Source organism: Micromonospora sp. URMC 103 (assembly GCF_051386435.1).
GTDB lineage: Bacteria > Actinomycetota > Actinomycetes > Mycobacteriales > Micromonosporaceae > Micromonospora.
Genome location: NZ_JBPQTR010000005.1, coordinates 1284406 through 1309014, shown reverse-complemented (window position 1 = coordinate 1309014; position 24609 = coordinate 1284406). Strand labels below are relative to the sequence as shown.

18 protein-coding genes and 1 pseudogene are annotated in these 24609 nt (G+C 76.6%); 14 read left to right on the top strand and 5 right to left on the bottom strand.

What is annotated here, in order from left to right; translation table 11 throughout:
- Nucleotides 1–38 precede the first annotated feature (38 nt).
- The 4 genes and pseudogenes from cobN to ACSNOA_RS19125 all read left to right on the top strand — a co-directional run bounded on the left by cobN (nt 39) and on the right by ACSNOA_RS19125 (nt 7897).
- Nucleotides 39–3707 carry a cobaltochelatase subunit CobN gene (gene cobN, locus ACSNOA_RS19140; RefSeq protein ID WP_436660131.1) on the top strand — a complete coding sequence of 1223 codons (3669 nt, stop codon included), beginning with the start codon at nt 39–41 and terminating at the stop codon, nt 3705–3707.
- Between the two features lie 29 nt (nt 3708–3736).
- On the top strand, nt 3737–5905 hold the full coding sequence (locus ACSNOA_RS19135) for a VWA domain-containing protein (RefSeq protein WP_436662373.1): 2169 nt from the start codon (nt 3737–3739) through the stop codon (nt 5903–5905).
- The gene (gene cobO, locus ACSNOA_RS19130; RefSeq protein WP_436660129.1) at nt 5905–6516 is read left to right on the top strand and encodes a cob(I)yrinic acid a,c-diamide adenosyltransferase; all 612 of its coding nucleotides are present in this window, start codon (nt 5905–5907) and stop codon (nt 6514–6516) included. The genes ACSNOA_RS19135 and cobO overlap by 1 nt, the downstream gene beginning before the upstream one ends.
- Nucleotides 6513–7897: pseudogene (locus ACSNOA_RS19125) on the top strand (cobyrinate a,c-diamide synthase). The gene cobO and the pseudogene ACSNOA_RS19125 overlap by 4 nt, the downstream one beginning before the upstream one ends.
- 111 nt (nt 7898–8008) lie before the next feature.
- On the opposite strand, the gene crcB reads toward ACSNOA_RS19125, so the two are convergent.
- The 4 genes from crcB to ACSNOA_RS19105 all read right to left on the bottom strand — a co-directional run bounded on the left by crcB (nt 8009) and on the right by ACSNOA_RS19105 (nt 11102).
- Nucleotides 8009–8371 (bottom strand): fluoride efflux transporter CrcB, encoded by a 363-nt coding sequence (gene crcB / locus ACSNOA_RS19120; protein WP_436660128.1) that lies wholly within the window; start codon nt 8369–8371, stop codon nt 8009–8011.
- Nucleotides 8368–8844: a fluoride efflux transporter FluC gene (locus ACSNOA_RS19115; protein ID WP_436660127.1), complete on the bottom strand. Its 477-nt coding sequence runs from the start codon at nt 8842–8844 to the stop codon at nt 8368–8370. Before ACSNOA_RS19115 ends, crcB begins: the two co-directional genes overlap by 4 nt.
- Nucleotides 8845–8961: 117 nt before the next feature.
- Nucleotides 8962–9720, bottom strand: a complete 759-nt coding sequence (locus ACSNOA_RS19110; RefSeq protein ID WP_436660125.1) for a class I SAM-dependent methyltransferase — start codon at nt 9718–9720, stop codon at nt 8962–8964.
- Nucleotides 9721–9875: 155 nt separating this feature from the next.
- A complete protein-coding gene (locus tag ACSNOA_RS19105; RefSeq protein ID WP_436660124.1) occupies nt 9876–11102 on the bottom strand; it encodes an MFS transporter in 1227 nt (408 codons plus the stop codon).
- A 138-nt stretch (nt 11103–11240) separates the two neighbouring features.
- Between ACSNOA_RS19105 and ACSNOA_RS19100 the strand changes: the two genes are divergently transcribed.
- The 6 genes from ACSNOA_RS19100 to ACSNOA_RS19075 all read left to right on the top strand — a co-directional run bounded on the left by ACSNOA_RS19100 (nt 11241) and on the right by ACSNOA_RS19075 (nt 16642).
- The gene (locus ACSNOA_RS19100) at nt 11241–11690 is read left to right on the top strand and encodes a MarR family winged helix-turn-helix transcriptional regulator (RefSeq protein ID WP_436660122.1); all 450 of its coding nucleotides are present in this window, start codon (nt 11241–11243) and stop codon (nt 11688–11690) included.
- A 105-nt stretch (nt 11691–11795) separates the two neighbouring features.
- Nucleotides 11796–12761 (top strand): zinc-binding dehydrogenase, encoded by a 966-nt coding sequence (locus ACSNOA_RS19095; RefSeq protein ID WP_436660120.1) that lies wholly within the window; start codon nt 11796–11798, stop codon nt 12759–12761.
- Between the two features lie 176 nt (nt 12762–12937).
- Nucleotides 12938–14245 (top strand): phenylacetate--CoA ligase PaaK, encoded by a 1308-nt coding sequence (gene paaK / locus ACSNOA_RS19090; RefSeq protein ID WP_436660118.1) that lies wholly within the window; start codon nt 12938–12940, stop codon nt 14243–14245.
- A 31-nt stretch (nt 14246–14276) separates the two neighbouring features.
- Complete coding sequence (gene paaI, locus ACSNOA_RS19085) at nt 14277–14693, top strand: hydroxyphenylacetyl-CoA thioesterase PaaI (RefSeq protein ID WP_436662372.1); 417 nt, start codon at nt 14277–14279, stop codon at nt 14691–14693.
- 175 nt (nt 14694–14868) lie between these two features.
- Nucleotides 14869–15978 carry a nucleotide disphospho-sugar-binding domain-containing protein gene (locus ACSNOA_RS19080; protein WP_436660116.1) on the top strand — a complete coding sequence of 370 codons (1110 nt, stop codon included), beginning with the start codon at nt 14869–14871 and terminating at the stop codon, nt 15976–15978.
- Nucleotides 15979–16075: 97 nt separating this feature from the next.
- Nucleotides 16076–16642: a dienelactone hydrolase family protein gene (locus ACSNOA_RS19075; RefSeq protein ID WP_436660114.1), complete on the top strand. Its 567-nt coding sequence runs from the start codon at nt 16076–16078 to the stop codon at nt 16640–16642.
- 265 nt (nt 16643–16907) lie between these two features.
- Here ACSNOA_RS19075 and ACSNOA_RS19070 read toward each other — a convergent pair whose 3' ends face one another.
- Complete coding sequence (locus tag ACSNOA_RS19070; RefSeq protein WP_436660113.1) at nt 16908–19046, bottom strand: AAA family ATPase; 2139 nt, start codon at nt 19044–19046, stop codon at nt 16908–16910.
- Nucleotides 19047–19240: 194 nt separating this feature from the next.
- Between ACSNOA_RS19070 and ACSNOA_RS19065 the strand changes: the two genes are divergently transcribed.
- From ACSNOA_RS19065 to ACSNOA_RS19050, 4 genes are all read left to right on the top strand, one after another.
- Complete coding sequence (locus ACSNOA_RS19065) at nt 19241–22138, top strand: helix-turn-helix transcriptional regulator (RefSeq protein WP_436660111.1); 2898 nt, start codon at nt 19241–19243, stop codon at nt 22136–22138.
- 122 nt (nt 22139–22260) lie between these two features.
- The gene (locus tag ACSNOA_RS19060) at nt 22261–23031 is read left to right on the top strand and encodes a DUF5995 family protein (protein WP_436660109.1); all 771 of its coding nucleotides are present in this window, start codon (nt 22261–22263) and stop codon (nt 23029–23031) included.
- A gap of 176 nt (nt 23032–23207) precedes the next feature.
- Nucleotides 23208–23960, top strand: a complete 753-nt coding sequence (locus ACSNOA_RS19055) for a phosphotransferase (RefSeq protein ID WP_436660108.1) — start codon at nt 23208–23210, stop codon at nt 23958–23960.
- 240 nt (nt 23961–24200) lie between these two features.
- Nucleotides 24201–24593, top strand: coding sequence for a hypothetical protein (locus ACSNOA_RS19050; RefSeq protein ID WP_436660107.1), 393 nt, complete (start codon nt 24201–24203; stop codon nt 24591–24593).
- Nucleotides 24594–24609 lie beyond the last annotated feature (16 nt).

The window sequence follows — 24609 nt, the reverse complement described above, 5'->3', positions numbered from 1 at the left end:
CCGTACGGCGATCCGGTCGCCACTCCCCGGAGCCACCCGTGCGTACCCTGCTGCTCTCCACGTCCGACACCGACCTGCTGGCCGCCCGCGCCAGCGGCGCCGACTACCGGCTGGCCAACCCGGCGCGGATCGACGCCGACGCCGTGCCCGCCCTGCTCGACGGCGTCGACCTCGCCGTCGTACGGCTGCTCGGCGGCCGGCCCGCGTGGCCGGACGGTCTCGCCGCGGTGCTCGCCTCCGGCGTGCCGACGGTCGTGCTCAGCGGCGAGTCGGCGCCCGACGCGGAGCTGATGGCCGCGTCCACCGTGCCGGCCGGCGTGGCCACCCAGGCGCTCGCCTACCTCGTGGAGGGCGGTCCGGAGAACCTCGCCCAGCTGGCCGCGTTCCTCTCCGACACGGTCCTGCTCACCGGCGAGGGGTTCGCGCCGCCCGCGCCGACCCCGGCGTACGGCGTGCACGGCGACCGGGCCGCCGATCCCGACCGGCCCACGGTCGGGATCGTCTTCTACCGGGCGCACGCCCTGGCCGGCAACACCGCCTTCGTCGACACCCTGGCCGACGCCGTCGAGGCGGCCGGCGCGAACCCGCTGTCGGTCTACTGTGGATCGCTGCGCGGGCTGACGGCCGGCGCCGGCCCGCTGGAACTGCTCGCCCGCTGCGACGCGCTGCTCGTCACCGTGCTCGCGGCCGGTGGGGCGGTCGCCGCGGACGCCTCGGCCGGCGGCGACGAGGACGCCTGGGACGTCGGCGCCCTCGCCGCACTCGACGTGCCGGTCATCCAGGCGCTCTGCCTGACCAGCACCCGCGAGCAGTGGGCCGGCTCGGACGCCGGGCTGACCCCGTTGGACGCCGCCATGCAGGTGGCCGTGCCGGAGTTCGACGGCCGGATCATCACCGTGCCGTTCTCGTTCAAGCGCATCGACGCCGACGGCCTGTCCGTGTACGCCGCCGACGCCGAACGCGCGGCCCGCGTGGCCGGCATCGCGGTGCGTCACGCGCGGCTGCGGCGGCTGCCGAACGCGGACAAGCGGCTGGCCGTCGTGCTCAGCTCCTACCCGACGAAGCACTCCCGGGTCGGCAACGCCGTCGGGCTCGACACCCCCGCCTCGGCGGTGCGGCTGCTCGGTGCGCTCGCCGAGGCCGGCTACGACCTGGGCGACGCCCCGCCGCCCGACGACGGGGACGCGCTGATCCACGCGCTGATCGCGGCGGGCGGGCACGACGTCGAGTGGCTGACGCCGGAGCAGTTGGCCGCGGCCGAGGCGCGCGTGCCCGGCGAGGTGTACCGGCGCTGGTTCGCGCAGGTGCCCGCGGACCTGCGGGAGTGGATGCGCGCGCACTGGGGCGAGCCGCCCGGCGAGCTGTACACCGACGGCGGTGACATCGTGCTGGCCGGGCTGCGCTTCGGCAACGTGGTGCTGCTCATCCAGCCGCCGCGCGGCTTCGGCGAGAACCCCATCGCCATCTACCACGACCCGGACCTGCCGCCCAGCCACCACTACCTGGCCGCGTACCGATGGCTCGCGGCGCCCTCGGCCGACGGCGGCTTCGGCGCCGACGCCGTCGTGCACCTCGGCAAGCACGGCACCCTGGAGTGGCTGCCCGGCAAGGGCCTCGGGCTCGCCGCCGACTGCGCCCCGGACGCCGTCCTCGGTGACCTGCCGCTGGTCTACCCGTTCATCGTCAACGACCCGGGTGAGGGCACCCAGGCCAAGCGCCGCGCCCACGCCGTGGTGGTCGACCACCTGGTGCCGCCGATGGCCCGCGCCGAGACATATGGCGAGCTGGCCAAGCTGGAGCAGCTGCTCGACGAGTACGCCACCGTGCAGGCCCTCGACCCGGCCAAGGTGCCCACCGTGCGGGCGCAGATCTGGGACCTCGTCCGCGCCGCGGAGCTGCACCACGACCTGCACACCGAGGCGATGCCCGACGCCGAGGACTTCGACGACTTCGTGCTGCACCTCGACGGGTACCTGTGCGAGGTCAAGGACGTGCAGATCCGCGACGGCCTGCACGTCCTCGCGGCGGCGCCCACCGGCGAGGCGCGGGTCAACCTCGTGCTCGCCGTGCTGCGCGCCCCGCAGGTGTGGGGCGGCAACCGCGCCCTGCCGGGCCTGCGGCAGTCGCTGGCCGCGAGCTACGGGCTCGACGAGGCGGCGCTGCTCGCCACGCCCGGCGCGCGCATCGACGTCCCCGCGGCGCTCACCGACACGGTGGACGGCCCGGCCGCCACGGCCGCCGACGCGGTCGACCTCGTCGAGGCCCTGGCCCGCCGCCTGGTCGTCGGCATGGAGACCCTTGACTGGGACGCCGGCCAGGTCGACACGGTCGTCGCCGAGGTGACCGGCCGGGACGTCCCGGAGGCCGCCGCGGTGCTCCGCTTCGCCGCCACCGAACTGGTGCCGCGGCTCGCGGGCACCACCGACGAGCTGGCGCACACGCTGGCCGCCCTGGACGGCCGGTTCGTCCCGCCCGGGCCGTCCGGCTCACCCACCCGGGGCCTCGTCAACGTGCTGCCCACGGGCCGCAACTTCTACTCCGTCGACCCGAAGGCGATCCCCAGCCGCAACGCGTGGGACGTGGGCGTGGCTCTGGCCGACTCGTTGCTGGCCCGGCACCTCGCCGACACGGGCGAGTATCCGCGCTCGGTCGGCCTCACCGTGTGGGGCACCAGCGCCATGCGTACCCAGGGCGACGACATCGCCGAGATCCTCGCGCTGATCGGCTGCCGCCCCACCTGGGACGACCGGTCCCGCCGGGTCACCGGCGTGGAGGTCGTGCCGCTCGCCGAGCTGGGCCGGCCCCGCGTCGACGTCACCGTCCGCATCTCCGGCTTCTTCCGCGACGCGTTCCCTCACGTCGTGGCCCTGCTCGACGACGCGGTCCGGCAGGTCGCCGCGCTCGACGAGCCGCACGAGCGGAACTTCGTCCGCGCCCACGTGGCCGCCGACGTGGCCGAGCACGGCGACGAGCGGCGGGCCACCGCGCGCATCTTCGGGTCGAAGCCGGGGGCGTACGGCGCGGGGCTGCTGCCGCTGATCGACGCCCGCAACTGGCGCAGCGACGCCGACCTCGCCGAGGTGTACGCCGTCTGGGGCGGCTACGCCTACGGCCGCGGGCTGGACGGGCGGGAGGCGCGGTCGGACATGGAGCGCTCCTTCGCCCGGATCGCGGTGGCCGTGAAGAACCAGGACACCCGCGAGCACGACATCGTCGACTCAGACGACTACTTCCAGTACCACGGCGGGATGGTGGCGATGGTCCGCCACCTCACGGGCGACGCGCCGGCCGCGTACGTGGGCGACTCGGCGATGCCGCACGACGTGCGCACGCGGACGCTGGGCGAGGAGACCCGGCGGGTGTTCCGCGCCCGGGTGGTGAACCCCAAGTGGATCGCCGCGATGCGCCGCCACGGCTACAAGGGCGCGTTTGAGCTGGCCGCCACCGTGGACTACCTGTTCGGCTACGACGCCACGGCCGGTGTGGTCGACGACTGGATGTACGAGCAGCTCGCCGCCGCGTACGTCTTCGACCCGACGACGCAGGCGTTCCTGTCCGAGTCGAACCCGTGGGCGCTGCGCGGCATCACCGAACGGCTGCTGGAGGCGGCCGACCGGGGGCTCTGGGCCGAACCCGACCCGAGCACGCTGGAGCGGCTGCGCGAGACGTACCTGACGAGCGAGGGTGACCTGGAGGACCGGGCGTGAGCAGCTTCCCCTTCAGCGCCGTGCTCGGCATGGACGACATGCGCCTCGCCCTGCTGCTCAACGCGGTCAGCCCGGCGATCGGCGGCGTGCTCGTCCGGGGCGAGAAGGGCACCGCCAAGTCGACGGCGGTCCGCGCGCTCGCCGCCCTGCTGCCCCCGGTGGACCACGTGCCGGGCTGCCGGTTCGCCTGTGATCCCCTCGCCCCCGATCCGGGCTGTCCCGACGGCCCGCACCCGGTCGGCGGGCCCGGCGAGCGGCGCCCGGCGCGGCTCGTGGAGCTGCCGGTGGGCGCCGCCGAGGACCGGGTGGTCGGGTCGCTGGACCTGGAGAAGGCCCTCGGGGAGGGCGTCCGCGCCTTCGAGCCGGGTCTGCTCGCGGCGGCCCACCGCGGGGTGCTCTACGTGGACGAGGTCAACCTGCTCCACGACCACCTCGTCGACTTGCTGCTCGACGCCGCCGCCATGGGCCGCAGCCACGTCGAGCGGGAGGGTGTCTCGGTCAGCCACGCGTCCCGGTTCCTGCTGGTCGGCACCATGAACCCGGAGGAGGGGGAGCTGCGTCCGCAGTTGCTCGACCGGTTCGGGCTCACCGTCGAGGTGGGCGCGAGCCGGGACCCCGCGGTCCGGGCGGAGGTCGTCCGCCGCCGGCTCGCCGCGGACGCGGACCCGGCCGGCTTCGCCGCCCGCTGGGCGGACGCCGACGCGGAGGTGGCCCGCCGGGTCGCCGCGGCCCGGGACCGCCTCGGCGGGGTGCTGCTGCCGGACGCCGCGCTGCGGCAGATCGCCGAGGTCTGCGCGGCGTTCGACGTGGACGGCATGCGGGCCGACATCGTGACCGCCCGCACCGCCCTGGCGCACGCCGCCTGGCACGGCCGGGACCGGGTGGGCGTCGAGGACGTCCGGGTGGCCGCCCGGCTGGCCCTGCCGCACCGGCGGCGCCGCGACCCGTTCGACACCCCGGGGCTGGACGAGAAGCGCCTCGACGAGGCCCTCGACCGGGCCGGCGACGACGACCCCGACGACGACCCGCCCGGCGGCCCGTCGGGCGGCCCCGACGGTGGTGACCCGCAGGGCGGTGGGCCCGGCGGCGACCCGCACGGCGGTGGCCCGACGGGCGGCGGCGCCGGTCCACACGGTGGCGGCCAGCCGCCGGCCGGGCACGACGGCACCGGCCCGGATCCCGGCGACCCCGACCTTCGCGCCAGCGGCGGACCCGGCCCGAACCCCGCTGCCGACGCGGGGCCCGGTGGGTCGGGCGGCACCGACCCCACCCGCGACGCCGAGGGCGCCGAGGACGGACGGGGACACGCCGACGTCCCCGTACCGGCGGGCGCCCGGGCCGGTTCCGCCCAGCCGGTCGCCGCGCCCGTCGGCGGGCTGACGGCCCGCCTGCTCACCGCCCCCGGCGTGGGCGACGGGGTGCCGGGCCGGCGTTCCCGGGCACGCACCGGACGCGGCCGTACCACCGGCGCACGGGTGCCGGCCGGCGCACGCGTGGGCGCGCTGCACCTGCCGGCCACCGTCCGCGCCGCCGCCCCGCACCAGTCCGGGCGGGGCCGGCGTGGCGGGCCGCTGCGGCTGCGTCCCGCGGACCTGCGCGAGGCGGTGCGTGAGGGGAGGGAGGGCAACCTCGTCCTCTTCGTGGTCGATGCCAGCGGGTCGATGGGGGCCCGGCAACGGATGTCGGCCGTGAAGGGCGCGGTGCTGGCGCTGCTCACGGACGCGTACCAGCGGCGGGACAAGGTGGCCGTGGTCTCCTTCCGGGCCGCCGGCGCACAGACCCTCCTGCCGGCCACCTCGTCGGTGCTGGCCGCCTCGGCCCGGCTCACCGAGCTGCCCACGGGCGGGCGCACCCCGCTCGCCGAGGGGCTGCTCGCCGCCGCGGACCTGCTCCGCGTCGAGCGGCTGCGCGATCCGAAACGAAGGCCGCTCGTGCTGGTCCTCACCGACGGGCGGGCCACCGCCGGTGAGCGCCCGCTGGACCGGGCGGCCCGCGCCGCGGCCGTGCTCGCCGCCACCGGCGCCCCGTGCGTCGTCGTCGACTGCGAGGCCGGGCCCGTACGCCTCCACCTGGCCGCGCGCCTGGCCACCCAGCTCGACGCTCCGCTCCACCCCCTCACCTCGCTCACCCACCTTCCGCGATCCCGCACCCCCGGCCTCGCGGAGGCCGGAGCCCGACCCGACAGGAGCGCCGCCTGATGCCGCAGGGGAAGCCGTCTCACGTGCCCGCCGACGGGCTCACCACCCGACAGCGCCGCAACCGCCCGCTGCTGGTCGTCCACACCGGACAGATGAAGGGCAAGTCGACGGCGGCGTTCGGCCTGGCGCTGCGGGCCTGGACCGCCGGGTTGCCCGTCGGGGTGTTCCAGTTCGTGAAGAGCGCCAAGTGGCGGGTGGGGGAGGAGAATGCCTTCCGCGCGCTGGGCGAGGTGCACGAGCGCACCGGGCAGGGCGCGCCGGTGACCTGGCACAAGATGGGCGAGGGCTGGTCCTGGATCCAGCGTGGCGACGGCGCCGACCACGCGGCCGACGCCCTCGAGGGGTGGCGACAGATCCAACGCGACCTGGCCGCGCAGCGCTACGGGATGTACGTGCTCGACGAGTTCACGTACCCGATGAAGTGGGGCTGGGTGGACGTCGACGAGGTGGTCGGCACCCTGGCCAACCGACCCGGCTTCCAGCACGTCGTGATCACCGGCCGGGACGCGGACCCGCGGCTGGTCGAGGCGGCCGACCTCGTGGCCGAGCTCACCAAGGTGAAGCATCCAATGGACGCCGGACAGAAGGGCCAGAAGGGCATCGAGTGGTGAACCCCCGGCCCGGGCCGCCGACGGACCGGGCCGCGCCCTGGGCGCTTCCCCGGGTGGTGATCGCGGCCCCGGCCAGCGGGCACGGCAAGACGACGGTGACCACCGGCCTGCTCGCCGCGCTGCGCCGTCGCGGCCTCGCGGTGAGCCCGCACAAGGTCGGCCCCGACTACATCGACCCGGGCTACCACGCGCTCGCGGCAGGCCGGCCGGGCCGCAACCTGGACCCGTGGCTCGTCGGCCAGGAGCGGATCGCGCCCTTGCTGCGCCACGGGGCCGGCACACCGACGCCCGCCGACATCGCGGTCGTCGAGGGCGTGATGGGGCTGCACGACGGGGCCGTCGGGCGGGGCGAACTCGCCTCCACGGCGCACGTTGCCCGGCTCGTCGGCGCGCCGGTGCTGCTGGTGCTCGACACGACGGCCCAGGGCCGTTCGGCCGCCGCGCTGGCGCTGGGCATGGCCGCGTTCGACAGCCGGGTACGCCTCGGCGGCGTGATCCTCAACCGGGTCGGCTCGCCCCGGCACGAGCGGCTGCTGCGCGACGCGCTCGCCGAGGTCGGCGTGCCGGTGCTCGGCGCGCTGGCTCGCGCCACCGAGGTCGCCGCGCCGTCGCGCCACCTCGGGCTGGTGCCGGTCGCCGAGCGCGCGCCCGAGTCGGTCGCCGTGGTCGCCGCGTTGGCCGATCTCGTGGAGTCGAGCGTGGACGTCGACGCGGTGCTCGCCCTGGCGGCCACCGCCCCGCCGCTGACCGCACCGGCCTGGGACCCGGTCGCCGCCGTCGGCGGTCCGGCCAGCACCACCGGTCCCGTGGTCGCGGTGGCCGGGGGTGAGGCGTTCACGTTCTCGTACGCGGAGACGGCCGAGCTGCTCACCGCGGCCGGCGCCCGCGTCGTGACGGTCGACCCGCTGCGCGACCCCGCGCTGCCCGCCGGCACCCGGGCCGTGGTGATCGGCGGCGGCTTCCCGAGGCGTACGCCGAGCGGCTCGCCGCCAACACGGCGCTCCGCGCCGAACTAGCCGATTTTCCCGGGCCGGTGGTGGCCGAGTGCGCGGGGCTGCTCTACCTCGGCCGTGCCCTCGACGGCGTACCCATGTGCGGCCGGCTCGACCTCACGGGCCGGATGACCGGCACGCTCACCCTCGGTTACCGGTCGGCGGTCGCGGCCACCGACTCCGCGGTGGCCCGTTCCGGCGATCAGGTACGCGGACACGAGTTCCACCGCACCGCCACCGACCCGGGGCACGGCGATCGGCCCGCGTGGCGCTGGGACGGCGTCGCGCACGGCTTCGTGACCGGGTCGGTGCACGCGTCGTACCTGCACACCCACTGGGCCGGACACCCGCGGGCCGCCCGTCGGCTGGTGGAGGCGGCGGCCGGTTGACCGGGCGCGCGACGCTGCCCGCTGACCAGGGCCGTCGCCCTTGGCGGCCCGGGGCGGGTCAGGTGGCCGGTGCGAAGCCCGCGGCCGCCGCCGCGAGGCCGGCGGCGCGGTTCAGGCGGCCAGTGCCCGGGCCAGCGCGAAGCCGGCGGCGGCCGCCGCGAGGCCGGCGGCCACGCTGCCCAGCACGTTGGCCAGGGCGGGGAGCCGCCGCCCGGCACCGGCCAGCCGCAGCGTCTCGTAGCTGAGCGTGGACCAGGTGGTGAGCGCGCCGCAGAAGCCGGTGCCGAGCAGCGCGTTCACCGCGGGCCCGACCGGCAGTCCGACCAGGACGCCGAGCAGCAGCGAGCCGGCCACGTTGACGGTGAGCGTGCCCCACGGGAACGCCGAGCCGAACCGGGCCTGCACGGCCCGGTCGGCGAGGTAGCGCAGCGGGGCGCCGACGGCGGCGCCGAGCGCCACGAGCAGCACGGTCATCGGGCGGCCCGCCGGAGCAGGCGGCCGGCGAGGGCGTCGCCGGCCCAGACGGCGAGCAGCGCGCCCACCACGGTCGCCGCCAGGTACGCGAGCGCGGTGCCCGGCGCCCCGGCGTCGAGGGCCGCAAAAATGTCGACGGCGTACGTGGAGAAGGTCGTGTAGCCGCCCAGCACTCCGACGCCGAGGAACGGCCGGGCCAGGGGCGGCCCGCCGTCGTGCGCCCGCAGCACGGCCATGAGTGCGCCGATCAGCAGGCACCCGGTGACGTTGACGCCGAAGGTCGCCCACGCGAAGGCGGCCGGACCGTGCGGGAACGCGGCCTGGAGGCCGGCGCGGGCCAGCGCCCCGAGCACCCCGCCGGCGGCGACGACAGCGAGAACCGCCGCCGGGCGCGTGTGGAGCTCCCGCCGATCCCGGAGCGTTCCGAGATCGACGTCGGGATCGACCCGCCCCGGCCCCGCGCCCTCGCTCACGCGTCCCCTCCCGCCGCAGCCCGCCGATCTTGCGCTTTCGGCCCGCGGTCCGGGTGGAATGCCCAGGAACGCCGGGGCGGAAAGTGCAAGATCGCGGAGCTCAGGATACGCCGGGAGTCAGCGTACGGCGGCGACGGCGGCGTCCGCTCCACCGCGCCAGAGGGTGCCCACCTCCGTGTAGCCGGCGTCGGCGAGGGCCGCCAGGTGCCACGAGACCGGAGGGTTCCACTCCGGGCTGTGCCCGGTCGGATAGATGGCCTGCCGCCGCCGCACCAGCGGGGCGAGGGCCGGGTCGGCGCCGGCCCGCACCCACCAGTCCGACCAGGAGAGCACGGCGCCGGCCGCGTACCGGGCGGCGCGGCGCGCCTGGGCGCGGGCGGTGAGCCGCTTGGTCAGCTCCGGCAGGGCGTCGTCGGGCATGTGGTCGGCGTTGAGGAGGATCCCGCCGGGGCGCAGCACCTCCCGGATCTCCGCGTACAGCCGGGTGAGCCGCTCGGCCGGCAGCCAGTGCAGGGCCGTGGCGGTGAGCACGGCGTCGTACTCCCGGTGGGGCAGCGCGGCGACCCAGTCGGGCCGGCCCAGGTCGGCGGTGACCACGGTGGCCCGCCCGGCCAGCGAGGCCTCGGCGACGGCCAGCAGCGCCGGGTCGAGGTCGACCAGGGTCACCTCGGCGCCCGGAAACCGGGCCAGGGTGCGCAGCGAGATGGTGCCGGTTCCGCCGGCCAGGTCGAGCAGGCGCGGCGGCGCCCCGTCGGTGACCGCCTCGACCGCGTCGAGCATCGCGGCGAACCGGTGCTCGCGATCGGGCAGGTACGCCTCCTGCTGTCGGTCCCAGCTCTCCTGCCAGGCCGCGGGATCGGTGATGTAAGGAGTCATGGCGATCAGGCTAGTTACGCCCAGGGTCGGCGTCCAGACCTTCTTGCCAAGAGTTTGCAATAACGGAAGAATGGCGGGTGCGATGATCGCCCGTGGGGCCGGGTCCGCCCGACCCCGCGGGGCCCTTCCGCCCGATCGAAGCGGCCGGGCCGTGCTCACGCGACGGTCGCGGGCGCCTTCGGCGCCGGCGCGGTCTGCTCTCCGGCGTCGCGCCGCGCCAGCCGCAGGGCGACGAGCAGGACGCCGAGCCCGACCAGGGTGAGCGCGGCGCCCGCCCAGATCGGCGCGGTGTAGCCGAGCCCGGCCGCGATCGTCACGCCGCCGACCCACGCGCCGAGCGCGTTGCCGACGTTGAACGCGGCGATGTTCGCGCCGGAGGCCAGGGTGGGCGCCTCGTGGGCGTACCGCATGATGCGCATCTGGAGCGGGGGGACCGTGGCGAAGCCGAAGCCGCCCATCAGCACGAGCGAGGCGATCGTCAGCGGCTGACTTCCGGCCGTCAGCGCGAACGCCGCGAGCACCGCGGTGAGCGCCGCGAGCACGACGACAAGGGTGCGCGACAGCGAGACGTCCGCCGCCCGCCCGCCCAGCAGGTTGCCGGCGAACAGGCCCACACCGAAGAGCACGAGCAGCCACGGCACGGTGCTCGTCGCGAAGCCGCTCACCTCGGTGAGGGTGAACGCGATGTAGGTGAACGCGCCGAACATCCCGCCGAAGCCCAGGATGGTGATCGCGAGCGAGAGCCAGACCTGCGGATGGGTGAAGGCCCGCAGTTCGCCCCGGAGCCCGGCGGTCGGGGTCTCGTCGCCCGCGGCCGCCCTGCCTGGCACGAGCAGGGCGACGCCGACCAGCGCGACCAGGCCGACCCCGGTGATCGCCCAGAACGTCGAGCGCCAGCCGAAGTGCTGCCCGAGGAACGTGCCGAACGGCACGCCGAGGACGTTGGCGATGGTCAGCCCGGCGAACATGAGCGCGATCGCCCCGGCTCGCCGGGCCGGCGCGACCAGCCCGGCCGCGACCACCGCGCCGATGCCGAAGAACGCGCCGTGGCAGAGCGCGGCGACGACGCGACCGACCATCATGACGCCGTAGCTGCCGGCGACGGCCGAGAGCAGGTTGCCCACGATGAACAGCACCATGAGGCCGAGCAGCACCTGTTTGCGGGGCAGGCGCGTGACGGCGGCGGTCAGGGCGACCCCGCCGATCGCCACGCTCAGCGCGTAGCCGGAGATCAGCCAGCCGGCCACCGGCTCGGTGACCGCGAAGTCGGCGGCCACGTCGGGCAGCAGGCCCATGATCACGAATTCGGTGAGCCCGATGCCGAACGCGCCGATGGCCAGCGCGAGCAGGCCGGCGGGGAGGGACGGGGAGCGTGTGGACATGGTCCTTCCCGGGTGGAGAGGGGGCAGATAGCAGGCGCGTGCAACTACGCGCGCCAACAACGAGATAGTTGCACACGCCTCATACCCGCGCAAGCGTGCTAGCCTGGGGAGCGATCCGGATCACGGGAGGAGACCGGGATGGGCATCGCCGACGACGCCGTCGAGATCCGCGCGCAGGGCTGGCGCACGCTCGCCGCGCTGCACGGGCTCATCGAGACCGCCCTGGAGCGGGCGTTGCAGGCCGACCACGACCTGTCCGTGGTGGAGTACACGGTGCTCGACGCGCTCTCCCGCCAGGACGGCTGGCACATGCGCATGCGGCAGCTTGCCCGGGCCGCCGCGCTCTCCGGCAGCGCCACGACCCGGCTCGTCACCCGGCTAGAGGAACGCGGCCTGCTCGCCCGGATCCTCTGCGCCGACGACCGGCGCGGCATCTACACCGAGCTCACCCCGGCCGGCTCCGAGCTGCTCGCCCGGGCCCGGCCCACGCACGACCGGGTGCTCGCCGACGCGCTCGCCGAGGCCGAGGCCACCCCCGAGCTCGCCCCGCTGGTCGACGCGCTGCACCGGCTGCCGCCGGCGCGCTGACGCTGCAGCCGCCCGCGCACTGACACGGCTTTCGCCCCACCGCTTGACCTCAAGTCCACTTCAGCCTCGACCCTGGTCGTACCGGCGAGCGAGACGGAGGACGACGTGCGGGTGGTGGAGGTGGCCGCGTTCGGCGGCCCGGAGGTGCTCACGCCCGTCGAGGCGCCCGGCCCGTCGCCCGGGCCCGGCGAGATCCTCGTCGAGGTGGCCGTCGCCGACGTGCTCTGGGTGGAGACGGCCATCCGGCGGGGGACCGCGGGCGAGCACTTCCCGGTCGTCCCGCCCTACCGTCCTGGCGTGGGGGTGGCCGGCACCGTGGGAGCGGTGGGCGCCGGCGTCGACCCGGCCTGGGTCGGGCGACGGGTCGTGACCCGCACCGACGAACGCGGCGGATACGTCGAACGCGCGGTGGTCGCCCTCGACGGTGTGCTCCCCGTCCCCGACGCCGTCTCCCTGCCGGACGCCGCCGCGCTCCTGCACGACGGGGTGACCGCGTTCGGGCTGCTCGACCGCGTGCCGGTGCGCGACGGCGACCGGGTGCTCGTCACCGCGGCCGCCGGTGGGCTGGGCGCGCTGCTGGTGCAGCGGGTCCGTGCGGCCGGCGCGTACGTCGTCGCGGCGGCCCGGGGCGCGGCCAAGCGCGACGCCCTCCACCGGATCGGTGCGGACCTCGTGGTCGACTACGGCGACCCCGACTGGACCGACCAGGTCCGGACGGCGACCGGCGGGCTGGACGTCGTCCTCGACGGCGCCGGCGGCGCGTACGGGCGGGCGGCGTTCACCCTGGTCCGCGACGGCGGCTGGTTCTCCGCGCACGGCACGCCGGCCGGCGGGTTCGCCGTGCCCGACCGCGAGGCCGCCCGGTCCCGGGGCATCGCGGTGCTCGGCATCGCCGACGTGCAGTTCACGCCGGAGCGACGGCTCCACCACCTGCGGGCCGCGCTCGCCGCCGCGGCGGCCGGCCGGGTCCGGCCGCTGATCGGGCAGACGTTCCCGCTGCACCGGGCCGCCGACGCGCACCGGGCGATCGAGGACCGCTCGGCCATCGGCAAGACGTTGCTGACCGTGTGATCCGACCGGCCGGGGCGGGTGCCCCCGCGCCGCCCACCCGGCGGTGCCGGGTGGCCCGAACCGGCGTACGGTACGCGGATCGGCAGGCGCGGAGCCGGCTCGGGCGTCCCCACGGCGGCCGCACCCGTGCGGCCCGGCCCGCCGGTCGCGCCACCGTCGCCGTGCAGGAGGAACCGATGCAGGAGCGCACCCCTCGCCCCGAGGAGCTGGAGCCGATCGAGCGGGCCGGCGTGGACGAGCTGCGGGCGCGGCAACTGGAGCGGCTGCGCTGGTCGCTGCGGCACGCGTACGACAACGTGCCGCACTACCGGCGGGCGTTCGAGGCGGCCGGGGTGCACCCCGACGACTGCCGGGACCTGGCCGACCTGGCCCGGTTCCCGTTCACCGGCAAGGCGGAGCTGCGGGAGAACTACCCGTTCGGCATGTTCGCCGTACCCCGCGAGCGGATCGCCCGCCTGCACGCCTCGTCCGGCACCACGGGGCGGCCCACCGTGGTCGGCTACACCCGCGCCGACCTCACCACCTGGGCCCGGCTCATGGCCCGGTCCATCCGCGCGTCCGGCGGCCGGCCCGGGGACCGGGTGCACGTGGCGTACGGCTACGGCCTGTTCACCGGCGGCCTCGGCGCGCACTACGGGGCCGAGGAGCTGGGCTGCACCGTCATCCCGGTCTCCGGCGGCATGACCGAACGCCAGGTGATGCTGATCCGCGACTTCGAGCCCGAGGTCATCATGGTGACGCCCACCTACATGCTCGCCATCCTCGACGAGATGCAGCGGCAGGGGATCGACCCGCGGACGACCTCGTTGCAGGTCGGCATCTTCGGGGCCGAACCCTGGACCGAGGACATGCGCCGGGAGATGGAGCAGCGCCTCGACATGCACGCCGTGGACATCTACGGGCTGTCCGAGGTGATGGGGCCCGGGGTGGCCACCGAGTGCGTCGAGACCAAGGACGGCCTGCACCTCTGGGAGGACCACTTCTACCCGGAGATCATCGACCCCGTCACCGGAGCGGTCCTGCCCGACGGCGAGCGGGGTGAGCTGGTGCTCACCTCGCTCACCAAGGAGGCCATGCCGGTCGTCCGCTACCGCACCCGCGACCTCACCCGGCTGCTGCCCGGCACCGCGCGGCCGATGCGCCGGATCGAGAAGATCACCGGACGGACCGACGACATGATGATCGTCCGTGGCGTGAACGTCTTCCCGACCCAGATCGAGGAGCTGATCCTGCGTACCCCCGAGCTGTCGCCGCACTTCCAGTGCGTCCTCGACCGGCAGGGGCGGATGGACACCCTGACCGTACGCGTCGAGCGCCGCTCCGGCGTGGCCATCGACGCGGCCGACCGGGCCGGCGCCGCGCTGGTGGAGCTCGTCAAGAACACCATCGGGGTGAGCGTGGCGGTCGAGGTGATCGCCCCGGACGGGGTGGAGCGGTCCATGGGCAAGATGCGGCGCATCGTCGACCAGCGGCGGGCGGGCTGACGTGGGGCGGGAACGCAACGCCGCGTACGACATGTTCGACGCCGACGTGGCCTCGCGCGGCCTCGGCATCGAGCTGGTGGAGGCCGCCGACGGCGCCGCGGTGGCCCGGATGCCGGTGACCGACGCGATGCTCAACGGCCACGCCATCGCTCACGGTGGCTTCGTCTTCCTGCTGGCCGACACCGCCTTCGCGTTGGCCTGCAACAGCTGGGGGCCGGCCACCGTGGCGGCCGGCGGCGACATCACGTTCGTCCGGCCGGTGCGGGCCGGCGACCTGTTGACCGCCCGGGCCGTCGAACGCACCCGGTACGGCCGCAGCGGCATCTACGACGTCACGGTCACCCGGGACGACGGCGCGGTGGTGGCCGAGTTCCGCGGACGCAGCCGCACGCTCCCGGGTGGCGACCGGTCCGGAGGCGACCCCACGGCGGATGGGTCGACCCGCTGAGGTCGTGGCCCGCTCAGGTCGTGGCCCGCTCAGCTCGCGGGGCCGCGGGCCGTCGACGTCGCGGGTCGCCGGAGGTCGCGGACCGTTGACGCCGCGGGTCGGTGACGTCGCGGGTCGGTGACGTCGCGGGTCGCGGGGGCCGCCGCGCCCGGGACCGTCCGCCTAGGATCGGCGCATGCGGGTTCTGGTCGTCTCCGCGCCCCTCGTCGGCCACGTGTTCCCGATGGTGCCGCTCGCGCTCGCGCTGCGCGACGCCGGGCACGACGTGCTCGTCGCCACGGGCGGTGGCGGCCTGTCGGTCGAGGGCTCCGGGCTGCCGGTGCGCGACGTGGCGCCCGGGTTCGACTTCGGTCGTCTCGCCCGCGGTCTGCTGCTGCGCCACCCGGTGGTGGCGAGGGCCGAGCTGGCCGGCACGGCCGGCACCCGCGGCGCCGGTCTCCTGTTCGGTGGGCTCAACGACCGGATCGCCGACGCGGTGGTCACGCTGGCCGACGAGTGGCGGCCCCACCTCGTGCTGCACGAGCCGTTCGCCGTGGCCGGCGCGCTCGCCGCGGCGCGGCTCGGCGTGCCGGCCGTCCGTCAGGAGAACACGCTCTTCGACGGTCGGGAGCTGGTGCGCGCCACCACCGCCCGACTGGCCCGCACGCTGCGCCGGCACGGCCTCGCCGAGCTGCCCGCACCGGCGGCCGCCGTCGCCGTCGCCCCGCCCAGCGTGCTGCGGCAGGACGGCTGGCCGATGCGCTACGACGCCCACGTCGGCGGCGGCGAGCTGCCGGAGTGGTTGCGCGAGCCGGGCGACCGTCCCCGGGTGCTGGTCAGTCGCAGCACGCTGGGCGGGCCGGGCAGCGGCGGGCCGATGCGCGCCGTGGTGGCCGCCGCCGCCGCGGTCGACGCCGAGTTCGTACTGGTCCGGCCCGACGAGCGGCTGGCCGGCGCCGCGCTGCCCCGCAACGTCCGCGCGGTCGGCTGGATCCCGCTGGCCGCCGCGCTGCCGGCGAGCGCCGCGCTCGTGCACCACGGCGGGGCGGGCAGCAGTTACCACGCCCTGGTCGCCGGCGTTCCTCAGCTGGCCACTCCCGGGGCCGGCGACCGGCGGCACAACGCCGGGCTGGTGGCCCGGCGCGGCGCGGGCCTCGCGGTCGGCGCGCGCGACATCAGCGCCGAGACGCTGACCCGCCTGATCACCGATCCGGCGCTGCGTACGGCGGCCCGCGAGGTCGCCGAGGAGATCGCCGCCATGCCGGCTCCGGGCGAGCTCGTGGCCCGCCTCGAAGCGTTGCGCTGATCCGGCCGGAGCGGTGGCCGGCGCCGGTGCGGCACCGGCCGGCGGCACGCGCGCGACCTGCCCGGCCGTGCCGGCGGCATGCGGCAGGATGGATCGGATGCGACACGTCGTGCTGTTCCACTCCGTGTACGGGCTGCGCCCCGCCGTGCTGGCCGCCGCCGAGCGGCTGCGCGCGGCCGGTCACCGGGTCGCCACGCCCGACCTCTACGGCGTGCCGCCCGCCGACACCGTCGAGGAGGGCTTCGCCCTGCTCGACAAGACCGGCCGGGAGGTGGTGCTCGACCGCGCCCGGGCCGCCGTGGCCGGGCTGCCGCCGGAGACGGTGCTGGCCGGACTCTCGATGGGTGCCGGGGTGGCCGGCGCCGTGCTCGCGGACCGGCCGGAGGCGGCGGGCCTGCTGCTCCTGCACGGCACGGGCGGCTCGCCGGCCGACGTCCGGCCGGGGCTGCCCGTGCACCTGCACCTCGCCGACCCGGATCCGTACGAGCCGCCGGACGAGATGGACGAGTGGCGGCGGGCGATGACCGGGGCCGGGGCGCGACTCGAGGTGTTCCGCTACCCGGGGGCCGGGCACCTCTTCACCGACCCCGACGTGCCCGACCACGACCCGGTGGCGGCCGGCGTCGCCTGGGCCCGCGTGCTGGCCTTCCTCGACGCGGAGTGACCCGGCCCGTCACCTCGTCCCGGTCCGGCGGGCGCGGTGGCGGTCGGCCGCCGACGCTGACCGCTCCCCGGAACGCGCCGGCGGACGGGCTTGGATCGACTCGGTTTCGCCGACCTGGCGGTGACCGAGCGCTCCGGAGCCCGCCACATCGCCGAACCGGTGTCGATCGTGCGCGCAGGGTGTCCACGATGGCGCAGGTGGCGACCCGATGGCCCGGCTTCGTCCACCGGGCTCCCGGGGCCGGGCACCGGTCGGTGGCGGCCGCTCAGGCGGCGGAGCGCTCCACCCGTGACGGCGGTGCCGCCTCCCCGCGGCCCGACCCGGACGCGGACGGCACGGCGATCCCGACACCGGCCGGCACGACCGGGATCGGCCCGGGCGACCCGCCCGCTCCCAGGGCCCGGACCGGTCGGAGCCGGGACAGCGGCACCGGTCGGGTGCTCGGCGCCGACGGCAGCACGCGGGTCGCCGCCGCCGGGGGCTCGGCTCCGGACGACGCCGTCGCCGGGGGCGCGACCTGAGGTGTGGCCACCGGCACGGCGACCGTCCCGGCCGGGTGGACGGGCGGGGCCTGCCAGGCGGCGGCGGGCCGGTGCGGTCCCGGCGCGGCGGACGTGCCGGCCGGGTCGGTGCGGCGGAGGCGGTGGCACATCACGACGTCGACGGCGCGCCGGGCGTACCCGGCCCGTAGGCGGCGCGGCAGCCGGTCCGTGGCGACGCGGCGCAGCGCGGGGGAGGCGAGCGCGTGCCCGCCTGGAGGATGCGGGATCAGGAGACCGGCGGCGGCCGCGGTGGTCAGGGCGGGCCGCACGCGCCCCGGCGACCAGCCGAGCACCCGCTCCACCTCCTCGGCGGTGAAGCCGGCGGGCAGGACGGCGGCGGCCATCAGGACGGCCCGTCCCGTGCCGTCGAGCCGGTCCAGCTCCGCGCCGACCGCGCGGCGCAGCGCCTCCGGCAGCGGCGGAGCCGCGCACCCGCCGCCCTCGGCCAGCTCGTGGACGTACGCGGCGGCGTGGCCGGGGGTGCCGCCGACCAGCGGGAGCAGCGAGGCGACCAGGCTCACCGGCCGGTCGGCCCGGATCAGCAAGTGGCGCAGCAGCCGGCCGGTCTGCATGGGGGTGAGCGGGCGCAGCGGAACCCGGCTGCTCGCGTCCGTCGAGCCGGCCGGCCCGGTCGGCGGGGGCAGCGCGCCGGCCCGGTCCGGGCGGTGCAGCGCGACGACCGCGAGCGGCAGCTCCCGCGCGGCGGCCGTCGTGAACAGGGCGTGCAGGAAGCGGTCCACCGCCGGGGCGGCGCGGTCCAGGTCGTCGATGGCGACCACGAGCGGCCGGCCGGCCGCGAGGCGCAGCAGCACCTCCTGGCACCACCCCGCGCCCTCGGCGGCGGCGGGGGTGGCGTCCGGCGCCGTGAGCAACCGGTCCAGCGCGGGCAGCGCCGCCGCGAGCCGGCTCGGCGCGAGCAGCCCCACGAGCACGGCGGCCAGCCGCGTTCGGGCCACCGACGCGGGTTCGTCCGCGCCGAGACCGACGGCGACGCGCAGCAGCCGGGCCACCGGCGCGAGCGGCTGGTCCGGGTACGGCGGACAGGCCGCGACGCACCAGCGCACCGGCGTTCCGTCGACCGTGGCGACCGCGCCCGCCAGCTCGTGCAGCAGCCGGCTGCGGCCACTGCCGGAGGCGCCCACCACCGACACCCAGCGGGGGCGGCGCTCGCGTACCGCCTGGGTGATCCGGTCCCGGACGGTGGCCAGCTCGCGCCGCCTGCCGACCAGCGGGCCGTCGTGCCGCCCGGCTGGCGGCAGGCCCGGGCCCAGGGCCTGCCAGACGCCCGTGACGGGCGCCCGGTGCGGCACCGTCACCGGCGTGAGGCGCCGCTGCGCCACGAGCCCGGCGGTGGCGCGGTGGGTGGCCGCACAGCACACGACGCCGCCCGGTGGGGCGTGCTCCTGCAACCGGGCCGCCGTGGTCATGACCGCGCCGCTGGCCGCCCCGTGCAAACCGTCGCGGGCGGCCGCGAGGTCCACCACGGCCTCACCCGTGGCCACGCCGACCCGGACCCGGATGGCGACGCCGCCTGGAAGGGGCCGCCCGTCGAGCTCCCGCTGGATCTCCAGGCCCGCCCGGACCGCCCGGTACGCGTCGAACCCGTCCGAGGCCCGGGCCCCGAAGAGCGCCATGACGGCGTCGCCGATGTACTTCTCCACCGCGCCCTGCCACCGGCGCAGCACCGCGGCCACCGTGTCGAAGTAGGCGAGCTGCAGCGCCCGCACGTCCTCCGGGTCCAGCCGGTTCACGAGCGCTGTCGAGCCGACGATGTCGACGAACAGCACGGTGACCGTCCGTCGTTCCTGCGGCACGGGCCAACGCGGCGGAACCCGCGGCGCGGCGGCGACGACCGTGCACATGCCTCCCACCTGCCCTTTCCCCCCGGTTGACGGCTGACGACCCCAGGAGACTCGCACCGGGTGACCTGCGGCGGATCCGTAGGACGACGTATGTCGGCCGCCCGCAACCTTCGGTCGCATTGCCGACGGGACGAGTACCGGATGGCCGTAACGGCCGTAGAACGGTGCGGGGGCCTGTGACTAGGCTTCGTCCCATGGCCAGCGATGTGGACACGGCACCGCTCGTCGGCCGGGCCGACCTGGTGAAGTCGGTCCGGTCGGCGCTGCTCGACGACGTCGCTCAGGGGCACACCGCGGCCGTCTTCCTCACCGGCGAGAGCGGGGTGGGCAAGACGCGGCTGCTGCGCGAGGTCGGCGCGCAGCTGCGCGACGCGGGGGCCCTGGTGCTCACCGGGTCCTGCCTGGACATCGGCGACGCCTCGCCGCTGCATCCGCTGCTGCAGGCCCTGCGCCGTTTCGACGCCGAGCTGTCCACCTCGCACAGCCGCACCTCGTCCGCCGTGCGCGCCCTGCTGCGGATGTTCGCCGAGGAGACCGCGGGGCCCGACGGCGCCGGCGCGTTGCTGGAGCGGGTCTCCCGGGGCCTGCACCTGATCGCCGAGGGCCGGCCGCTGGTGCTGGTCCTCGACGACCTCCAGTGGGTCGACCGCAGCACCCGGCAGCTCCTGCTCTACCTGCTCGCCGGTCTCGGCGACCTCCAGCTCTCGGTGCTGGCCGCGGTGCGCGCCGAGTCGTTGCAGGGCGCGCACCCGCTGCGCCGGGTGCTCACGGAGCTGCGCCGCCTGCGCTCCGTTCGGGTCCTCGACCTCGCCCCGTTGGACCGGCAGGCCACCGACGAGCTGACGGCCGCCGTGGTCGGCCGGGCGCTGCCGCCGGAGGCGGCCGAGCAGGTCTGGCGGCGCAGCGGCGGAAACCCGTTCGTCGTCGAGGAACTGGCGCGCGACCTGCGCGACGGGCGTGACGGGCTCAGCGACACCCTCCGGGAGATCTTCCTGGCGCGCGTCGACGCGCTGCCGCAGCACGCGCACACCGTGGTGCACGCGGTGGCGGCCGGTGTGGAGCCGGTCGAGCACTGGCTGCTGGCCCGCGTGGTGGGGCTGCCCGAGCAGGACCTCATCGAGGCCGTCCGGGCGGCCGTCGCGCACCGGCTGCTGGTCGGCGCGGACGACGGCTACCGCCTGCGGCACCGGCTGGTGGCCGAGGTGCTCGAGCACGAGCTACTGCCGGCCGAGCGCGCGGTCCTGCACCGCCGCTACGCCGAGGCGCTCACGTCGGCGGAGGCCGAGTTGCACCAGGCCCGGCTCGCGCACCACTGGCGCCTGGCCGGTGAGCCGGCCCGGGCGCTGCCGGCCGCGGTGGCCGCCGCGCAGGAGGCCGAGCGGCTGCACGGCTTCGCGGAGGCGCACCGCCACTGGTCGGTGGCGTTGCAGCTGGCCGAGGCCCCGGCCGTGGGGCCGCGCGCGGTCGACCGGGCGGACCTGCTGGGGCACGCCGCGGAGGCGGCCCACCACTGCGGCGAGCACGCCCGGGCGCTGGCGCTGCTGGAGGAGCTGGCCGGCGCGGGCGGGATGTCGTCCTGCGCGCTGCACATCCGCCGGGCCCGCTACCTGGCGGCGGCCGGCCGGTCCGCGCTCGCCGAGGAGGAGTACCGCCGGGCGCTGGAGGCCGCCGACTGCACCCCGCGGGAGCGGGCCACCGCCGCCGCGCACCTGGCCGAGCTGCTGCTGCACCTCGGCCGGTACGCCGACGCGGGCCGGCGGGCCCGGGAGGCGCTGGAGCTGGCCGCGACGGTGGACGGCTCCACCTCGGAGGTGGTGCTCGCGAGCGCGGCGCTGGGGTTCAGCGAGGCGTACCTGGAGGACCCGGACGCCGGCCTCGCCGTGATGCGCCGCGCGCTGGAGATCGCCGAGCGGGCCGGTCGGCCCGAGGACGTGGCGTGCGCGTACCTGCACTTGGCCGAGCTGCTCACCGGGCCGCTCAACATCCTCGAGGAGGGTGTGGTGGTGGCCCGCCGGGGCGCCGAGCGGGTGGCCGAGCTGGGGCTGGGCCGCACGTACGAGACGCGGCTGTTGGCGATCGCCACCAACGGCCTGTTCCGGGTGGGCCAGTGGGCGGAGGCGGAGAAGGTCGTCGCCGCGGCGCTGCGGCACCGCCCGTCCGGCGCCGACGCCGTCGAGCTGCTGCTGGCCCGGTGCCGGCTGTCGGTGGGGTACGGCGACATCGAGGCGGCCGACCGGGATCTGGACTCGGTGGCGACCGTGCTCGCCGGCGGCGGGGCCCGGCACGTCATCCCGCTGCTCACCCTGCGCGCGGGGCTGGCGATGTGGCAGGGGCGGCACGACCTCGCCCGGCAGGCCGTGCAGCGCGGCCTCACCGAGATCCGCTCCGACGACGTGGGTATCCTCGCCGCGCTGGTGTGGCACGGCCTGCGCGCCGAGGCCGAGGCGCACGCCAGCCGCACCGTGGCCGTCGACCGGACGGCCGTGCGGCGGCTGCGTGACGTGGCGCAGCGGGTGGCGCGCAAGAGCGAGAAGGCGGCGCGGCCGGTGCGTGACGTGGTCGACGGGTTCCTCGCGCTGTGCGACGCCGAGGTGGGCCGGCTCGACGGCAACGACCCGGAGCTGTGGGCCCGCTCGGTGGCCGAGTGGGACCGGCGCAACCACCCCTACCCGGCCGCGTACTCCCGTCTGCGGCAGGCGGAGGCGTTGCTGGCCCGGCGCAGCCGCGTCGCGACGGCCGGCAAGCTGCTGCGGGAGTCGTACCGGACGGCGCAGGGCCTGGGCGCGGTCCCGCTGACCTCGGAGATCACGACGCTCGCCGCACGGGCGCGGGTGTCGCTGGAGGAGCGGGAGCCGGCCCGCGGCGCGCGGGACGCGGCACCGGGCACGGGCGACGAGTTGGCGGCGCTCACCGCGCGGGAGCGCGAGGTGCTCGCCGCGGTGGCCGAGGGGTTGACCAACAAGGAGATCGGCCAGCGGCTGTTCATCAGCGAGCGCACCATCGGCGTGCACGTCTCGCACATCTTCGACAAGCTCCAGGTCCGCACCCGCGTCCAGGCCAGCGCCATCTTCCTGCGCAACCGCCGAGGGTGACGTACGTACGGCGCGCGGCGCGCCGTATACGTCGTTCTACTGATCCGGGGGACAGCCGCGCCTGACAGGCTGTGCCCTGTCGCGAGCGGCGCGCAGGTGCCACGCACCACTGTGGAGGAGAGATGACGGAACCGGTCTGGGGGCCCGTGCACCGGGACATCGTCGACCTGCTCGCCGACCACCCCGCGGACGTCCCGGCGGTCGTCGACCACCTCACGAAGCTCCAGGACATGCTGGTGCGGCTGCCCCCGCTGCTCGACAGTTGCCCGCTGGCCGACTTCAACAAGCTCTACCTGACCATCACGTCGACCGTGCTGGACGGGCTCTACGACGACCGCTTCGTCGACCCGGTCTTCCTGTCCCGGCTCGACGTCGAGTTCGCGGCCCGCTACTTCGACGCGCTGCGGCTGTGGACCGACTCGAGCCCGGGCACGCCCCAGGCGTGGTCGTGCCTGTTCGAGCGGATGCGCGGCCCGGACGCCCGCCCGTTGCCCTCGGCGGCGGCCGGCGTGAACGCGCACATCAACTTCGACCTGCCGTTCGCGCTGGTCACCACGTTCGACCACCTCGAGTCCGAGCCGGTGGACGGCACCGACCAGCACCACGACTACCTCGAGATCAACAACATCTTCGCGGAGAAGATCCCGGGCCTGCGCCGCGGCTACCTGGAGCGGTGGCAGCTGCTCATCGACATGCTCAACGGCGACATCGACGACTGGTACCAGGGGGAACTGGTCGAGTACACGCGCGACGTCGCCTGGCGCAACGCGCAGAAGATCTGGCGGTGCCGGCACGATCCGACCGCCCACGAGTGCGAGCGCAGCCGGCTGGATTCGACGGCCGCCGCGCTCGGTCGGCTGCTGCTGTCGCCCCTCGGGGCCTTCCTGCAGTAGCCGGGACGGGGGGTCCCCGCGTTCCGTCCGGGGGGCGGAACGCGGGGACGTGTCCCACGGGGAAGAAGCACGGGGGAGAAGCACGGGGGCGCGTCCGCGCGAGGGGGGACGAGCGGGGACGCGTCGGGCGCCGGGGGCGGGGGGAGCGCGCCCCCGGCGCCCGGCATGATGGGCCGGTGGGCCCGCAGGAGCAACCGCTGACCGGAAACGTGACCACCGGCGTGGTCCGGGTCGGCGACACCGTCCGCCGCCCGGCCGGCCCGTGGACCGACGCCGTGGACGCGCTGCTGCGGCACCTGCACGACGTCGGCTTTCCGGGGGCGCCGCGCCCGCTCGGCCGCGACGCGCAGGGCCGGCAGGTGCTGGAGTACGTCCCGGGGGAGGCCGGCGCGGTCGAGGGCACGTACCCGCTCGCCGAGCTCGCCGGTATCGGCGCGCTCCTGGCCGACCTGCACCGGGCGACCGCGGCGTTCGTGCCGCCGGCCGCCGCCGCGTGGCAGCGCGTGATCCCGCCCGACCGGGAGGACCTCGTCTGCCACCACGACGCCGCCCCGTGGAACCTGGTCCGGTCGCCGCGGGGGTGGGTGCTCATCGACTGGGACGGGGCCGGTCCGGGCTCGCGGCTCTGGGAGCTGGCGTACGCGGCGCAGAGCATGGCCGGGATGCGACCGGAACGGCCACCCCGCGAGTCGGCCGTGCGGCTGCGCGCCGTGGTCGACGGCTACGGGCTGCCGGAGGTCGACCGCCCGGCGCTCGCGGTGATGCTGGGTCGGCGGACCGCCGCGATGGTCGGAATGCTGCGTCGGGGCGCCACGGAGGGGCGGGAGCCGTGGGCCCGGATCTGGACCGAGGACGGGCCGTACTGGCGGGCCACCACCCGGTACCTGGCAGCTCACGTGGCGCTGTGGGAGCGGGCGCTGCTCGACTGACGGCCGCCGCTCGGGACGCCGGCCGGGGCCGTGCGGCCCGACCGGGGAACCGGCCGTGCGGGTGCGCGGGCACCCCGGCGGGGTGGATCGGCGGGCCGGGGGGTGTCGGCCGCCACGCATCGGGTACGTCGGCGCCATGACGCTCCCCACCCGGCGGCGACCCGCCGCCCGACCCCGGCCCGCACGGCCCGCGCCGGCACGGCCGGGAGGCGCGGCACCGCACCCGACCGGCGGTACGCGGTGAGCGCCCGACGCTTCCCGTTCCGTTTCGACCCGCCGTTCCGTCCGGTGCTGGCGCTGTTCGGCGTCCGGCCGGACTCGGCCTGGGTCGAGGTGGACGAGGCGCGGCTGCGGGTGCGGTTCGGGCCCTGGCACCTGGACACCGCCCGGGACAACGTCGTCGGGGTGACGCGCGGCGGGCCGTACCGGTGGTGGCGGGTGGTCGGCGCGCACCTGTCGCTGGTCGACCGCGGCCTGACCCTGGGCAGCAGCACGGGTGCGGGGTTGTGCGTCCGCTTCGGCGCGCCGGTGCCCGCGCTGGCGCCCGGCCCCTGGCTGCGCCACCCCGCGGTGACGGTCACCGTCGCCGACCCGGACGCCCTCGCCGCAGCGCTGTCCGGGAGCGACCGGTAGGCCCACCTTCCCCGGT